This is a genomic window from Methanolobus vulcani, from assembly GCF_900100715.1.
GTDB lineage: Archaea > Halobacteriota > Methanosarcinia > Methanosarcinales > Methanosarcinaceae > Methanolobus > Methanolobus vulcani.
Map to the genome: position 1 here is coordinate 37310 of NZ_FNCA01000001.1, position 17075 is coordinate 54384.

Here is a 17075-nt window from a genome sequence, read left to right on the forward strand (position 1 = left end):
TAGAAACACACATTTCCATGACCAGTTGATGTCACTTCCCATTCCCATACATTTACCCAAACAAAAATAGATTTTGAGCTTTATAAATTTACCTTAAGTAGAAATAGTATAATAGAAGAATAAAAAGAAATTGAATAAACAAAAACAAAAAAAAGAAGTATAAATTGTCAAAAAAGAATACCTTACCGTATTCTTTCAAACAGTGGCAGTTCGTCAGGATGATAACCTTCCCTCAGGAAATAGTTCTTGAACTTTCCACTGGTCTCAACTTCAAGACACTCTATGTCTTCAAGTGTTTTTATATGGGAAGTCACCGCACCTTTGGATAGACCGAGTTTCTCACAAAGTTCCATATTAGTTATTCCCGGATGATCATAGATCATGCGGCAGACCTTTTTACAGGTAGCACCAGGCAGATGAGGTTCAATACGTTTGTGATTCTTATTCCACAAAGCACTCTCGTTCCTGAACAGGCTCACATAGTTCCCGTTCCTGAACATAAGGATCTTGCCCGCATCCTTAAGATTGATCACATGATATCGCACAGTCCCACGCTTGATACCAAGGTCGCTTTCTATCATATTGACCGTGCTGCCAGGATTTTTTTTAATGAAATTAAGTATTCTCTGACGATTCTCATTATTGGGGTCTTTTTTAGCCCATGCTGTGAGTAAAGCTACGATTTTCCAGCCCAGGCCCATGATAATAAATCCCAATGCTACTATTTTTAGCTTAAATGAAAGGTCCCAGAAAGATATAATTTCCTGTGAGCCATAAGAGACAGAAGATTCAGATGTAACATTATGAAAAACAACAGAGTTATCGTTACCATAACAATAAGGTACAAAAAAAAGTAAAATGATAAATAGTAAAAATATTTTATTCATACATTAATACTATTGAATATCATATAGAATAATCTTCTGTTCCGGCCACTGAATAGCCATAAACTGCAAGACTCCAAGTTCCTTGTTGAAGACCGTTAGAATTGTATATAGTCACTAAAGTTCTACCATTTATACGACCATCAGCAGAATCATAATACACACCTACAAGATTATCATTTGGATCATAAACATAAAGTTTTAGTGAATCACTTCTATCTCCCCAATTTAAATCGATTGTCATTGAATTTGTAGATGTATATAAGGGATAACCATGCCAATTAGTTTGACCCTGAGTAATTGTGTATCCTACAGACAATATTCCAATGTCACCATTAGAACCTGATGAGACTGCGTCGATTGCTGTTTCAGATGATTTTGCTCCTGCGACGGAAACGCAGAGCAAAAATACGAGAAATGCTATTGCTATTCTTTTCATGTTTGTACTCCTACTAGCTTTCACTAGTTATTCAAAAAGATGAAAAAAACTAGTATATAACTTTTCTAGCCATCGTTTAAACTAAAAAAAAGTGATGCTAAGAAGGAATTTTATTGTGGAGTTGGCCCTTGTTTCAAGTGGAATGAGGGAGTGAGAGGACATAAAAATGTCCTCCGCACATCCCTCAATTTCCGTGCAGGTTTGTGCTGGTTGGGTACAAACAATTCAAAGAAATCAGAATTATAATAAAACCATTATGGCCATCGTTTAAACTGAAATCCAAGCAACTTGAATGAAAGATGGCAATATTCATTTTAATTATGAGTAAAGTGTTAAAAATTGTAAAGAAATGCTCCCTTTAATCCATCATGTTCTAATCCGGATACTAGCCCGTCTTTGCCGAATTATGAATTTGTCGCTACTATCCTGCAATCATAATATTGGATCAAGGTCATTCAGCAAACCGTACATTTCTTTCTTAGTTATTCTAAGTATCTGTTTTTCTTAATTTAAGTTCAAAAAGTATAAGGTTGTGAGCTATTCATAATTAACTTAGGAAACAATTTCTGAATAAAGTATTTAAAAATAGGAGCGGGGGTTTAGATGACACTTACCAGAGTTAATATGATCAGGATTGCAGTATCTTTCTTTTGCCTTATGTTCTTACTTATCGGAGGAACTACTGCATCTTCGTTCATTTTTGTGAACAACAGTACTGGCCCGGTGGCCGATTATACATCTATACAGCAAGCCATAGATAATGCCAGTAATGAAGATGTGATAATACTTCATCCTGGCATTTATCATGAGAATATTGATGTAGACAAACAAATAAGTATCAGATCAGTAGGAAATCAGAATGATACGATTATAATAGCCAAAAATCAAACAGATAATGTATTTTATGTTAATTCCGACAACGTTTCTATTGAAGGCCTGACCATAGAGGGAGCTACAAGCGCCATCTGGGAAAACAGAATTGCCGGTATATTTTTAGATTCATCGGATAACTGCAACATCACAAACAATAGATTAACCGGAAACTATGAAGGCGTGATCCTTCATGAATCTAATAATAATATTATCAAAACAAATAAGATATTCAAGAATATAAACGGTAATGGAATATCTCTTCATAACTCCGACCTGAATACACTGAATTCTAATATTATCAACTCGAACTGGTGGTCAGGTATTTACCTGAGTTCCTCGGATTTCAATGAGATCAGTGGCAACCAGATTAAATCTAATCTGGAAGGAATCAACCTTTACAGATCAAAGAATAACAAATTGAACAACAATATTGCCAATTCAAATGGTCTTTATGGAATTGTCCTTGATACCGATTCGAACAACAATGAATTGAACATGAATACAGCAAACCTGAATAAGAATTCCGGAATATATTTAAAATATTCAAGTTCAAACACTATGGCAGACAATGTTGCAGATTCCAATTACTACCAGGGAATACTAATGAAGTTTTCATCCGGAAATAAAATAATTAATAATTCTGCATCAGAGAACATGCCTGAATCATCATCTGATGAAGATTCAGTTTCAACTTTCGGGATATATCTCACTAATTGTGATGAAAATGAAATTATCGGGAACCTGCTATACCTAAACAAGGACGTAGGAATAGGTATTCAGGAGTCTTCACAGAATTACATAAACGGGAACATACTTCTCAGTACTTCAACAGGCTTATCTGTATCTTATTCAAATGGAAATTTAATTTACGATAATTATTTCCATAATCCTGTCAATGTCGATTTCACCGGCTTGAACTTTGGTAACCAGTGGAATACCAGTCTTAAAGAGGAAGTTAACATTCTGAATGGTGACTTCAGAGGTGGTAATTTCTGGTCTGATCCGTATTGTAAAGGATATAGTCAGCTTTGTGAAGACCTGGACCTGAACGGAATATGTGATCTCCCCTACCAGATAAACGATGAAAATACAGACTTTTTGCCTCTCTACGATCCCACTACTTCATGGAAAGGTGATTATGACTATGATGAAGATGTAGATTTTGATGACTTTGTTGAATTTGCAGCCTGCTATAATTCTATGATAGGTCAAAACAATTATCAACGTATATTTGATTTTGAAGGTGATTGTGACGTTGATTTTGATGACTTTGTTGAATTTGCAGGCAATTATCAGAAATAAGAGAACTACAGAAGCAACGGAATTGGTAATCTTACCGAAAATTAAAGACAAAAATAGTAAACGGAAAGCAAAATGATCTTTGCTCTCCTATTATAACATTTTTTAGATTACACAGTTGTATTGATACTTAACTCATCCGGATTTTGAGATAGCTGGTTAAGAATTTCTTCTATGACAACTTTTTGTCCTGAAAAAACTACAATACCTCCTGAATATGGACTTGGGTTATATGGTCAAAGCCACTTTCAGTTTATAGACTTAAAATATCAATTTCTAATGTTATTGCTATAGTGAATATCATGCAAAACTATATCTTTATCCAGACCATCATTTCCTGCTATAGGGAGCCAACAATATGCGAATCGGAGTTTATATCTGCCATTGCGGACTGAATATCGCACATACAATCAACGTAGAGTCACTCAGAGATAAGGTCAGTGAATTAAAAGACGTTGCTCTGGTCAAGGACATACAGTTCATGTGTTCCGATTCGGGACAGGATTCCATAGTTCAGGATATAACCGACCTTGATCTTAATCACATACTTGTTGCAGCCTGTTCTCCTCATCTGCATGAGCAGACCTTCAAAAGAGTGCTTGAAAAAGCAGGCCTCAATCCTTTCATGCTGGAAATGGTCAATATCCGCGAGCAATGTTCCTGGGTTCACATGGACAATCCGCAGATGGCAACCCAGAAGGCTTTCGATCTTATCAGAATGGGAATCGCCAGACTCAAACTACTGGACCCATTACAGCTCAAAAAAATCCCCGCAAAAAAAGATGTAATGGTAATTGGAGGAGGTGTAGCTGGAATTGAAGCCGCTCTCACACTGGCAAACTCCGGTCATCATGTAATAATGGTCGAAAAAGAACCCACCATCGGCGGAAAGATGGCACTTCTCAATGAAGTATTCCCGACCAATGACTGTTCTATCTGTGTACTTGCTCCCAAGATGACGGATGTGAATCAGCATCCGAACATCGACCTTATAACACTTGCAGAAGTAACCGAAGTAAGCGGCCCTGTAGGTAATTTTAACGTAACAGTAACCAGACAGCCAAGGTATATTGACGAAGACAAATGCAAAGGCTGCGTGGATGAATGCGGACGTGTATGTCCCGTAGAAGTTCCAAACCGATTCGATTCCGGACTGGGAAAAACTAAAGCCATCAACATGCCAATTCCACAGGCAGTTCCTCAGGTAGTCTATATTGATAATGAATACTGCGTGGGTTGCGGACTCTGCAAACTGGCATGTCCTGCTGATGCTATTGACTATCACCAGAAAGAAGAGAAAATAGAACTCACCGTTGGAGCAATCATACTTTCAACTGGCTACAGTCATTTCGATGCAAGCAGGAAACCAGAATATGGTTATGGAACCTATCCAGATGTAATCACAAATATGGAAATGGAACGCCTGCTTAACGCTGCTGGCCCCACAAAAGGCAGAGTTCTTTCACCTTCAACACTCAAGGTTCCTGAAAAAGTATCATTCATCCAGTGTGTTGGTTCAAGGGATGAACAGGTTGGAAATCCATACTGTTCAAGGGTATGCTGCATGTCCAGTATGAAGAATGCACAGTTGCTCAAGGAAAGATACCCTGATGTTGATATTACAATTCATTACATTGATGTCCGTGCATCCGGTGAGATGTACGAGGAATACTACATCCGCAGCCAGGAAATGGGAATCAATTTCACTCGTGGAAAGGTTGGAGAGATTCTTCAGGATACGGATGGAAAACTGAAACTGCGTTACGAGGACACTTTAAGCAGCGAACTGTACGAAGAACCCACAGACCTTGTTGTCCTTGCAACTGGTATGGAAAACGTCAAAGATGCTGACACGATTTCCAGAGTTCTAAACCTTACAAGACGTACAGACCGTTTCTTCTCCATCGCCCACCCGAAGATGAGACCTGTAGATTCCCATGTAAAAGGAATATACATAGCAGGATGTGCATCCGGTCCTAAAGAAATACAGGTATCCATTGCCCAGGGAAGTGGAGCAGCAGCCAAGGCAATGCAGTTGCTTTCAAAGGGAGAGCTTGAGATGGACCCGCTCAGTGCCCATGTGAATCCTGATAAGTGCATTGGATGTGGAATCTGTGCTGACACCTGCAAATTCAATAAGATAACAATGATCGACCGCAAAGCTGTGGTTGACGAACTTTCATGCATGGGATGCGGTGCTTGTAGTGCATCATGTCCTGCTGATGCCATATGGATGAGAAACAGCACAGATGCCCAGATAATAGCCCAGATACATGCTGCAACCGAAGTTAAATCCGAATCGCCACTTATCGTTGCTTTTCTCTGCAACTGGTGCAGCTACACATGTGCTGACCTTGCAGGAACTTCCAGGATACAGTATCCGACAAATATCCGTGTTATCCGCGTCATGTGTGCAGGGCGTGTTGACCCATCCTTTGTGCTTGAAGCACTGGAACATGGTGCAGACGGAGTGCTAGTAGCTGGTTGTCGTCTCGGAGAGTGTCACTACACTTTTGCGAACTATAATGCAAAACAAAGGATGGAAGCTTTAAAAGAAGTCCTTGCAGATGTCGGAATTGACCCCGGACGTCTCAGTGTTGAATGGATATCGGCATCAGAAGGTGAAAGGTTCGCAAATTCCATCGAAGGCTTTGTTGATTACCTGAAGAAGATCGGCCCAATAGGTTCCGAACTCAGGGAGGGTGAACAATGAGCGAGGAATGCAGGGAGAATTCACTCTGTGTCGAGAAAGACATGGATATGGATGGCTCACACTTCATCTACCGTCAGATAAGCAGCAAATCCATAAAGTTCCTTGATTTTGATTACAAACGATGCGTTGGGTGTGGAATCTGTGTGGATATCTGTCCGACCAAAGCTCTGGAACTCGGTCCAATGCAGGAAATATCCACTGGACTGGATGCTCCACCTGTGATGATGGACCTTGAGAAATGCACATTCTGTTCAATGTGTACTAATTTCTGTCCGGTTCATGCTTTCAAAATGACCGAAGAAGGAGAGCTTCCTGAGAAAGAAGAGTTCCCGACATTCGATTCATATGTCAGGATGAATGAGAAATGCCTGCCATGTGCACTCTGCAAAGCTGCATGTCCTGAAGAAGCTATTGAGGTAGAATTCACATTCCCGAAGAAAGAGGAGATTGCACCATTTAAGGAAGATGCAGAAGGCGAGATCGAGATCGATACTGAGAAATGCAATTTCTGCGGACTCTGCGCTGAATTCTGTGAAGCATTCCTGCTTGTTGAAAAGGAGAAAACTCCAACTGACCCGCAGCCATTTGATATGCTACTGGTTGACGAGGATAAATGTGATTACTGTGTGCTCTGTCAGGACCTCTGTCCTGAGGATGCCATCAAAGTCAAAGGTGAGAAACGAGGCGAAGCCCCTGAGATTGAAGGGAAGGTTACAGTAGATGACGAAAAATGCACACGCTGTACATGGTGTCAGGTTGTCTGCCCTTATGATGCAGTGGATATCAAAAAGCAATTTGAGGGCGAACTAAATCTAATTGATGTCAACGTTGACAAATGTGACCCGCAGGGCTGTCACGGATGTTTTAATGTCTGTCCTTCACATCTCTGGTACGTACCGGAAGAGGGTGCAAAGATCGCAGCAAAGTCTGACTACTGTACTTATTGTGGTGCCTGTGTCAATGCATGTCCCAAGGATGTCATGACAGTTTCCAGGATAAAGGTGAATCATACACCTGTACCGGATTCCCCGTGGGCAGAACAGTGGAAGGATGCGATAGATTCCATGGTTACCGGAAAGAGAAATTATCCTGATGTTTCCAGAACTCTTGAAGTCGAACCTGAAGCTCACAAAGAGCATGTTGAAGTTGAACTTCCACAAGTTGATGGCTCATTGCTCAAGCTTGCAAAAGAGCGTATAGAAAAAGCAAAACCATTGCTTGATAATGTAAAACTTAGAATGATGATTGAAAAGGAGGATCCTGAAAAGCTCAGTGATGAAATTAAAAAGAGGTTAAACTGAACTTTTCATGGATTATTTTGTCAAAACATTAAATGAAAAATTATAAAATGTATCAAGTCTAAAAAGATTTTAGATTATGGACATAGAAAAAAGCACTCGTGATTTTTCAATAAAAAGACTAATAGAAAATGATTACACTACAGGCTTTTTTACTTATGCGATTTTCATAGTATGGATAATGTACTTCATTTTCTTGATGCTTGACTTATCTTTTTTAGATGCTTCTAGTTTTAAGATTATTCCAATTCTGACAACAGGAATAGGAATACCGTTTTTGATGTGGAGAATCTATTTTTTTAGAAAAATGTACAAGTGTGGAGTTGAAACTACAGGTACAATTGTCTTTGCTGCTTATCTTGGCCGTGGTGACCGAGTAATATATGAATATTCATTTCAAAATGAAAAATATAAGACTGGAAATGGATTAGCACCTGTGTTTTTATCAGAGAACGGTTACAAAGTCGGTGATGAAATAATACTTCTGGTTAATCCAAAGAAACCTAAAAAAGCTGTGATTAAAGACATTTATTTCTGATTTTTGAATAAATTACCTTGTTATAATGAAATTCTAATCAGGCAGTTGAAAGAAAAGATATTAATGAACATCCCATCCATATTTTCAAATTGATACCTACCCGTTTTCATGAATTATTAATATGACTGAGCGTATCTTTCTGCAGATGTAGCCTTTTTAAGAGAGAATTCAGGATTTGCAACAATAACTTTATACATCCTGAGGCTGTTTGATGTGTAAACCGACGTATGCGAAACTAACTTGGTGAGATCATCCATGAGTGACAAATTCGATTACAGAGAACTTGGCCTGAAATGCGGGCTTGAAATCCACCAGCAACTTGATTCAAAATGCAAGTTGTTCTGCAACTGCCCTACACAGATTAGAAATATAGAAGAATCAAACCATGAGTTCTTCCGCTATCTCCGCCCAACAGCCAGTGAAATGGGAGAAACTGACAGGGCTGCCCTTGAACAGTCCAAGCTCAGACGTAAGTATATCTATAAGGCATACGACACGACCTGTCTTGTAGAGAATGATGATGAGCCTCCAACAGAAGTTAACAAGGAAGCTCTTGAGATCGCTCTTAGTATCACTAAACTGCTGAACATGGTTCCTGTGGATCAGGTCCATATGATGCGTAAGATCGTGGTTGACGGTTCCAACACATCCGGTTTCCAGAGAACAGCTTTCCTTGCAAAGGACGGTTACCTTGACACTTCAGTAGGACCTGTTGGTGTCGGTGTGCTCTGTCTTGAAGAAGAGGCATGCCAGAAGATCGAAGATCAGGGAGATTCTATAATATACTCTCTTGACCGTCTTGGTATCCCACTTGTTGAGATCGGAACCGACCCTGATATAATCTCACCACAGCATGCAAAGGAAACTGCACAGCAGATCGGTATGCTGCTGCGTTCCACTGGAAAGGTCAAGCGTGGACTTGGAACCATACGTCAGGATGTTAATATTTCAATCGCAAAAGGTGCACGTGTAGAACTGAAAGGTGTTCAGGCACTCGATATGATAGAGACCATTGTTGAGCGTGAAGTGGAACGTCAGGTCAATCTTATTGCGATGAGAGACGAATTGCTTGAGCGCAATGCATCCGTATGTGACACTATTTTTGATGTAACAGATATTTTTAAGGAAACAAAATCCAAGGTCATCAAGAAGACCATCAAGAAAGGCAAGGTCTATGCTGTCCTGCTTCGTGGGTTTGATGGTTTTGTTGGAAGGGAAGTACAGCCTGGAAGACGTCTTGGTACTGAATTCTCAGACCGTGCAAAGACATCAGGTGTTGGAGGGATATTTCACACAGACGAACTTCCTGCTTACGGTGTTTCCGAAGAGGAAGTCCAGGCAATGCGTGCAGAGCTTGGTGCTGAGGAGAACGATGCCGTTGTAATGGTCGCTGACCGCGAAGAACGTGCAAGAGGAGCTATGGAAAGTGTAATAATCCGTGCAAAGGAAGCCCTTGAAGGTGTTCCTGAGGAAACACGCAGGGCACTTCCGGATGGAAATAACTCTTACCTCAGACCACTTCCGGGAGCAGCAAGGATGTATCCTGAAACCGATGTTCCACAGGTGAATATCTCAAAGGAGTACTTTGAATCCGTTGAAATGCCAGAACTGCTCACAGAGCGTGCAAAGCGTTTTGAATCTGAGTTCGGACTTCACAGGGAACTTGCAGAGAAGATCGCTTATTCCACATACCTGCCACTCTTTGAAGAGATCATGGAAATCCTGGGTGACAATGAGAGTGTCAATGCGACACTTGTTGTAAGAACCCTTACCGGAACACTGCCTGAACTGAAGCGTGACGGTGTTGAGGTCGATAATCTTGAAGACAAACACTTCATTGATGTCTGTACTCTTATCGCAGAAGGTGGAGCAGCAAAAGAAGCGATCGATCAATTGCTCCGTGCACTTGCATGTGAGCCTGAACTCTGTGCAAAGGATGCGGCTGAGAAATTAGGACTTGGCAGTATTGATCTGTCTGATGTAGAAGGTATGGTTGAAGCAATAATCAAGGAACGTCAGGGTTTCGTGAAGGAAAAAGGCATGGCAGCAGTTGGTCCTCTTATGGGAGTTGTCATGGCTGAGGTCAGGGGGAAAGTCGACGGAAAGACCCTTAGTGAGATTCTAAAACAAAAGGTTAATGAATATATAAGTACATAATATATTTTTGATGTGGCCACTTTTTACTATTCAGTCAAGAGAATTAACAGGCAGGAAGATCATAAGTAGAAATTTATTCCTGCTCTCTTTTTTGATATTAATTATTTCTCATGTATCGGCAGCTCCTATTATTGAGAATGATGTAAAACTTACAAATACAACAAATGCCAACCATCCTTCATGGAGTCCGGACGGCAAGAAGATTGTTTATGCTGCCAACCAGGCGATCTGGATAATGAACAGTGACGGTTCCGGACAGAAGAAACTTTATGACGGCATGGCATGGGAAGGCGAACCTGTCTTTAATGAAGATGGTTCAAAGATCTATTTTGCAGCCGAAAGCAAAAAGGCATTTTCCGCACGCTACATCAGTATTCATGTTATGAACAGTGATGGCAGTGATGGTGTAAAACTAACTGAAAACTCCGATTGCCGTAACCCTGCTGTAAGTCCAGATGGAAACAGGCTGGTATATTCTTCCAGAGAATCCGGAAATTACGATATATGGATCATGTCACCTGACGGGACGGAAAATAAAAGACTTACTGATTCAGAAGGAGATGAAAATTCTCCTGCATGGAGCCCGGACGGGAGCACAATTGTTTATTCTTCAATGGGGGATATTTTTACCATCGGCATTAATGCTGTAAGACCTGTACAACTTACAAGTGATACATATAATAATATAGAACCATCCTACAGCCCTGATGGAAATTCTATTGTTTACACTTCCAATGTTGGTGGAGATTATGACCTCTGGATATTAAGTGCCGATGGCAGTTCACAAATGAAACTCACCAATTACCCTTCAGATGAGAAAGCACCTGTGTGGAGTCCGGATGGAACTAAGATCGCCTATACATCCAACAAGGACGGAGACTTCAATATCTGGGTAATGACCGTTAAGGATAGTAGTATCGAACCTGACAAAGTTGAAGAGGTTCCGGTTGTTAATGAAAAGGTCATAAATAATGAATATGTCCTCAAACTGCGGGACTATGCAGCAAACAAGCCCAGAGAGTTCATAGGTATAGTTCTTTTGGGATCATTCCTGTTTGTGGTTCTAATTGTGGGTACATTCCTGAGAAGAATCTCATGATCATTAACAATCTACCTTTACTCTCTCTAAAAACTAAAGATGCCATCGCAACGCTTATAGCCTATTCCTTACATGTATTCGCAGGTTCAAAAGATGAATGCAGTATTAGGATTAGAAGATGGGACAATTATAAAAGGCACCGGCTTCGGTGCTGAAGGTATCGTTTCCGGCGAACTTGTTTTCACAACTCAATATACTGGCTATGAGGAGGCTCTTACAGACCCTTCATATAAAGGCCAGATCCTTATGTTTACTTATCCTCTCATCGGTAATTACGGTGTCAGTGGCAACTGTATGGAGTCCGATGCTGTTAAGGCTGAAGGTCTTGTGGTCAGGGAGGCGTGTCCCAAGCCATCTCACCACTTAGGAAAGAAGACTATCTATCAGCTTATGGAGGAAGAAGGCAAGCCCGGTATCGCAGGCGTGGACACACGTATGCTTACTATTAAAACACGTGAACATGGAACTATGCGTGCAGCCCTCATCAATGGCAGTGATGACGGTGAGGAGGCAGTAAGAATTGCCCGTGCACAAAAAAGCATTTCTGATATTGATTTTATTTCACAGGTAACCTGTCCGCAGCCTTTCAAACTTGAAAGCCCAGGCAGGGATCCTAACAACCCAATAAATGTGGTGCTTGTGGACTGTGGTCGCAAGCTCAGTATTGAAAGGAGTCTGCTGGCAAGGGGTATGGATGTAACTGTAGTACCAGGAAACTCATCTATCTCAACCATAGAGTCCTATGACCCTGACCTCCTGTTCATATCAAACGGACCGGGAGACCCATTGCAGGCACAGGATGCAATTTCTGCAGTAAAGCACTTCACGGGTGAACTGCCAATTGTAGGAATTTGCCTTGGTCATCAGATCATGTCCCTGGCTCTTGGAGCAGAGACATACAAACTGAAGTTCGGACACAGGGGAGCAAACCAGCCAGTAAAGGACCTTGAGACAGGAATTGTGCACATCACTTCCCAGAACCATGGTTTTGCAGTTGATGGTGATTCCTTTGAAGAGGCTGAAGTAGCTGTTACACAGTATAATACCAATGATAAAACAGTGGAAGGTATAGCACACAAATACCTGGACATGTTCAGTGTGCAGTATCACCCTGATGCACATCCAGGTCCTATGGATTCTGAAAAGCTGTTTTTTGATAAGGTTCTCAAACTTGCAGGAGGAAAAAAATAATGCCAAAACGTGACGACATTAAGAAAATACTCCTGATAGGTTCAGGACCAATTATGATCGGACAGGCAGCAGAGTTCGACTTCTCAGGAAGCCAGGCATGCAAGTCCCTTAAGGAAGAGGGACTGGAAGTTGTGCTTGTGAACTCAAACCCTGCAACTATCATGACCGACCCTGAAATGGCAGATGCAGTTTACATCGAGCCTCTTGAAGTAAAAGCTGTTGAAAGGATCATTGCCAAGGAAAGACCGGACGGCCTCATTGCAGGTATCGGAGGTCAGACAGGTCTTAACATTACCAGCGAACTTGCTGAAGCAGGAATCCTTGAGAAATATAATGTCAAGCTTCTTGGAACGAACCTTGAAGCGATCAAGAACACCGAGGACCGTGAACTGTTCAAGCAGACAATGGAGAGCATTGGTGAGAAAGTCCCACGCAGCAAGGCAATTTCTACACTTAAGGAAGCAGAAGAGCTTATTGACGAGCTCGGTTTACCACTTATCATCCGTCCGGCATACACTCTTGGTGGTGCTGGTGGCGGAATTGCACACACAAAGGAAGAGCTGCTTGAGATCACAGAAAGGGGACTTCGCCGCAGTCGTATCAGCCAGGTCCTTATTGAGGAAAGCGTACTGGGCTGGAAGGAATTCGAGTACGAGGTCATGCGTGATGCAAATGATACCTGTATAGTAATATGTAACATGGAAAACCTTGACCCAATGGGTGTTCACACAGGTGAGTCCATTGTAGTTACACCATCACAGACCCTTAACGATGAAGAGCACCAGATGCTCAGGACCGCAGCTATCAAGATCATCAGGACATTTGGGATTGAAGGTGGATGTAACATCCAGTTCGCTGCAAAGGACGGCGACTACCGTATTGTCGAAGTAAACCCACGTGTTTCACGTTCATCAGCCCTTGCTTCCAAGGCAACCGGTTATCCAATTGCCAAGGTTACAGCAAAGATAGCTATCGGAATGGCATTGGATGAGATCCTCAATGATGTAACAAAGAAGACACCGGCATCATTCGAACCTACCATTGACTACATCGTTACCAAGATCCCAAGGTGGCCATTTGACAAGTTCGTCAATGCTGACAAGACACTTACAACCGCCATGAAGAGTACCGGTGAGGTAATGGCAATTGGCCGTACCATTGAAGAGTCACTTCTAAAGGCTGTACGTTCACTCGATATCAAAATGAATTTCGGTACAGATGAATGGTCAGAGAACGAAATCAGAATGCTGCTCAAGACTCCTACAAGTGAGCGTCTCTTTGTAATGTACCATGCCCTCTGCAATGGTTTTTCAATAGAAGAGGTATCAAGCCTTACAGGCATTGACATTTTCTTCATCAAGAAACTCAAGAATATCATTGATATGGAAGATGTAGTAAGGGAAGAAGGATTCTCTGGAAAGATATCCGATGACCTGCTTCTTGATGCAAAACGCACAGGACTTACCGACGCACGCATTGCAGAACTTACAGGAAAGACCCGTGAAGAGATCAATGACCAGAGGCGTGCAGCAGGTGTCGTTTCTACATACAAGATGGTAGACACATGTGCAGCAGAGTTCGCTGCAGAAACCCCATATTATTACTCATGTTACGAGCAGATGTGTGAAGCTGACCCATCCGACCGCAAGAAGATACTCATCCTTGGTTCCGGTCCGATACGTATCGGACAGGGAATTGAGTTTGACTACTGTACTGTACACGCAGTAGCTGCAATTCGCGAGGCTGGAATAGAAGCTCACATTATCAACAACAACCCTGAAACTGTGTCTACTGACTACGATACATCTGACAAGCTCTTCTTCGAACCTCTCACACTTGAAGATGTGATGAATGTCATAGAGAAGGAGAATCCTGATGCAGTGCTCGTACAGTTCGGAGGACAGACCTCAGTTAACCTTGCACTCCCACTTGAAAGGGAACTCAAGAGGCGCAATGATCTTAAGACCGTGATCCTTGGAACATCACCTGAAGATATTGATGTTGCAGAGGACCGTGAGAAGTTCAACCTCAGGATGAGCAAGCTTGGAATCAATCAGCCTGAGGCAGGTTATGCAACCTCACAGGACCAGGCTATTGAGATTGCAACAAGAATTGGTTATCCGGTACTTGTACGTCCTTCATACGTTCTCGGCGGACGTGCAATGGAAATTGTCTACGACCAGACCGACCTTGAGAGATACATGCGTGAAGCTGTAAAGGTTTCACCGGAACATCCGATTCTTATTGACGATTTCCTTGAGGGTGCGGTTGAGATCGATGTTGATGCGGTTTGTGACGGTAAGGACGTCCTTATAGGTGCTATCATGGAACACATCGAAGAAGCAGGTGTTCACTCTGGTGACTCAGCATGTGTTATCCCACCACAGTCGCTCTCAGAGGAAGTGCTTGAAACCGTACGTGATTATACCCGCAAGATCGCCCTTGCACTCAATGTAAAAGGTCTTGTGAACATCCAGATGGCACAGAAAGGCGACAAGATTTATGTCCTTGAAGCAAACCCACGTTCAAGCAGGACAATTCCATTCGTATCCAAGGCTGTCGGACTTCCACTGGCAAAGATCGCAGCCCGTGTGATAATGGGTGAGACACTTGAAGAGCAGGGATATTCAACATGCGATGAGCCAAAGGTCAAGCATGTCTCAGTTAAGGAAGTTCTTCTGCCTTTCGACAAGCTTCCCGGAGCAGATCCACTTCTTGGTCCGGAGATGAAGAGTACCGGAGAGGTAATGGGTGTTGACTCCGATTACGGAAGAGCGTTCTTCAAGGCACAGCTTAGTGCTGACAACCTTTTACCGCTTACTGGAAAGGTCTTTTTATCCGTGAAGGATGAAGACAGGGACCAGCTTCTTGATGTTGCACAGAAACTTGTTAGTGCAGGCATTGAGCTTCTTGGTACAAAAGGTACGGCTGATTTCCTTTCAGAGCATGGAATTGAAATGGGAATCGTCAAGAAAGTACACGACGGCAGCCCGAATGTTATTGACATGATGCGCAGATACGAGGTTGCACTGGTCATTAACACACCTGAAGACAAGCTCTCACGCGAGGACGGTTCAAGGATACGCCGCGCTGCAGTTGACTTCAAGGTACCTTACATCACCACCATCCAGGCGGCAATTGCAGCAGCTAACGCCATAGTTGCAATGAAGCAGGGTGAGGGCGAGGTTAAATCGATAAATGAATATCACAGGGAGATGGCTTAAATCTCTAAATTTCTTTAGTAATTTTTCAGGATCAGATACTATGACAAAGAAAGTAGTACTTGCTTATTCAGGCGGGCTTGACACTTCAGTGTGCATCCCGCTGCTCAAAGAAGAATACGGCTACGATGAGGTAATCACAGTTGCCGTTGATGTGGGACAGCCTGAAGCTGATGTCAAACAGGCTACAGAGAAGGCACAGAAGATCAGTAACAAGCACTTCACACTTGATGTACGTGAGGAGTTTGTCAACGATTATATATTCCCTCTTATCAAAGCCAATGGTGACTATGAAGGATACGTAATGGGCACATCCATTGCACGTCCGCTTATCGCCAAAAAGGTCGTTGAGATCGCAGAGCAGGAAGGTGCTGTTGCACTTGCACACGGTTGTACCGGAAAGGGTAACGACCAGCTTCGTTTTGAAGCAGTTTTCCGCCTGACCGACATGGATGTCATTGCACCAATGAGGGACATGAACCTCACCCGTGACTGGGAGATCGAGTATGCTAAGAAACACGGTATACCAGTAGGCGTTACAACCGCAAAGCCATGGAGTGTTGATGAGAACATCTGGAGCCGCAGTATTGAAGGTGGCAAACTTGAAGACCCGGGATTTATCCCACCAGAGGAGATCTACCAGTGGACCGTTTCCCCTGAAGCAGCTCCTGAAGGACAGACACTTGTGATCGGCTTTGAGAACGGTGTTCCTGTTTCACTTGATGGGGAGAAGATGAACGGTGTTGACCTTATCATCAAGCTTAATGAGATCGCAGGTTCCCACGGAGTCGGCAGAACAGATATGATAGAGGACCGTGTTCTCGGACTTAAGGCACGTGAGAACTACGAGCACCCTGCAGCCACTGTACTGCTCGCAGCCCATAAGGACCTTGAGAAGCTTGTGCTCACAAGGGCAGAACTGAAGTTCAAGAAAAATGTGGACGAGCAGTGGTCAGAACTTGCCTACTACGGCCTTGTGGATGAGCCGCTCTACGCAGACCTTAATGCTTTCATTGATAAGACACAGCAACGTGTTAGCGGTACTGTGACCGTGAAACTCCACAAGGGCAGTGTGATCATTCTTGCACGTACATCCCCGTATGCACTCTACTCAGAAGACCTTGTGTCCTTTGATAGTGCAACCATCGACCAGAAGGATGCCGAGGGCTTTGCAAAGTATCATGGCTTCCAGGCAAGGATGTACAGGAAAGTTATTGAAAAGTAATGTCGTGTGCCTGATGGCACATGATTAACCTATTCTTATTTAATCATATTTTCTCAATATTATTTTCATTTCCATTACTCTATTATACAATGAAAACTGTTTATCTTTCGGCAAATTGAAAAAATACAATTGAAAGCT

The 17075-nt window shown here is 42.3% G+C and carries 11 protein-coding genes; 9 read left to right on the forward strand and 2 right to left on the reverse strand.

Translation table 11 applies throughout. The annotated features are described in order from the left end of the window. Positions 1–182: 182 nt before the first annotated feature. The gene (locus tag BLP52_RS00210; protein ID WP_091707669.1) at positions 183–887 is read right to left on the reverse strand and encodes a winged helix-turn-helix transcriptional regulator; all 705 of its coding nucleotides are present in this window, start codon (positions 885–887) and stop codon (positions 183–185) included. Between the two features lie 19 nt (positions 888–906). Continuing rightward, on the reverse strand, positions 907–1323 hold the full coding sequence (locus tag BLP52_RS00215) for a peptidase domain-containing protein (RefSeq protein ID WP_238380666.1): 417 nt from the start codon (positions 1321–1323) through the stop codon (positions 907–909). Between the two features lie 603 nt (positions 1324–1926). Between BLP52_RS00215 and BLP52_RS00220 the strand changes: the two genes are divergently transcribed. From BLP52_RS00220 to BLP52_RS00260, 9 genes are all read left to right on the forward strand, one after another. Further along, the gene (locus BLP52_RS00220; RefSeq protein WP_091707671.1) at positions 1927–3498 is read left to right on the forward strand and encodes a right-handed parallel beta-helix repeat-containing protein; all 1572 of its coding nucleotides are present in this window, start codon (positions 1927–1929) and stop codon (positions 3496–3498) included. Between the two features lie 355 nt (positions 3499–3853). Continuing rightward, on the forward strand, positions 3854–6208 hold the full coding sequence (gene hdrA2, locus BLP52_RS00225) for a CoB-CoM heterodisulfide reductase HdrA2 (RefSeq protein ID WP_091707673.1): 2355 nt from the start codon (positions 3854–3856) through the stop codon (positions 6206–6208). Continuing rightward, positions 6205–7509, forward strand: a complete 1305-nt coding sequence (locus tag BLP52_RS00230) for a 4Fe-4S binding protein (RefSeq protein ID WP_091707674.1) — start codon at positions 6205–6207, stop codon at positions 7507–7509. Before hdrA2 ends, BLP52_RS00230 begins: the two co-directional genes overlap by 4 nt. A 76-nt stretch (positions 7510–7585) precedes the next feature. Beyond that, a complete protein-coding gene (locus tag BLP52_RS00235) occupies positions 7586–8044 on the forward strand; it encodes a DUF3592 domain-containing protein (RefSeq protein WP_091707676.1) in 459 nt (152 codons plus the stop codon). A 255-nt stretch (positions 8045–8299) separates the two neighbouring features. Then, the gene (gene gatE / locus BLP52_RS00240; RefSeq protein ID WP_091707677.1) at positions 8300–10201 is read left to right on the forward strand and encodes a Glu-tRNA(Gln) amidotransferase subunit GatE; all 1902 of its coding nucleotides are present in this window, start codon (positions 8300–8302) and stop codon (positions 10199–10201) included. A gap of 91 nt (positions 10202–10292) precedes the next feature. Then, positions 10293–11300, forward strand: a complete 1008-nt coding sequence (locus BLP52_RS00245; RefSeq protein ID WP_162272909.1) for a TolB family protein — start codon at positions 10293–10295, stop codon at positions 11298–11300. A gap of 93 nt (positions 11301–11393) precedes the next feature. After that, positions 11394–12491, forward strand: a complete 1098-nt coding sequence (carA, locus tag BLP52_RS00250; RefSeq protein WP_091707680.1) for a glutamine-hydrolyzing carbamoyl-phosphate synthase small subunit — start codon at positions 11394–11396, stop codon at positions 12489–12491. After that, positions 12491–15715: a carbamoyl-phosphate synthase large subunit gene (gene carB, locus BLP52_RS00255; protein WP_091707681.1), complete on the forward strand. Its 3225-nt coding sequence runs from the start codon at positions 12491–12493 to the stop codon at positions 15713–15715. The genes carA and carB overlap by 1 nt, the downstream gene beginning before the upstream one ends. Positions 15716–15755: 40 nt before the next feature. Then, entirely contained in the window at positions 15756–16937 is a 1182-nt protein-coding gene (locus tag BLP52_RS00260) for an argininosuccinate synthase (RefSeq protein WP_091707684.1), read from the forward strand. Positions 16938–17075 lie beyond the last annotated feature (138 nt).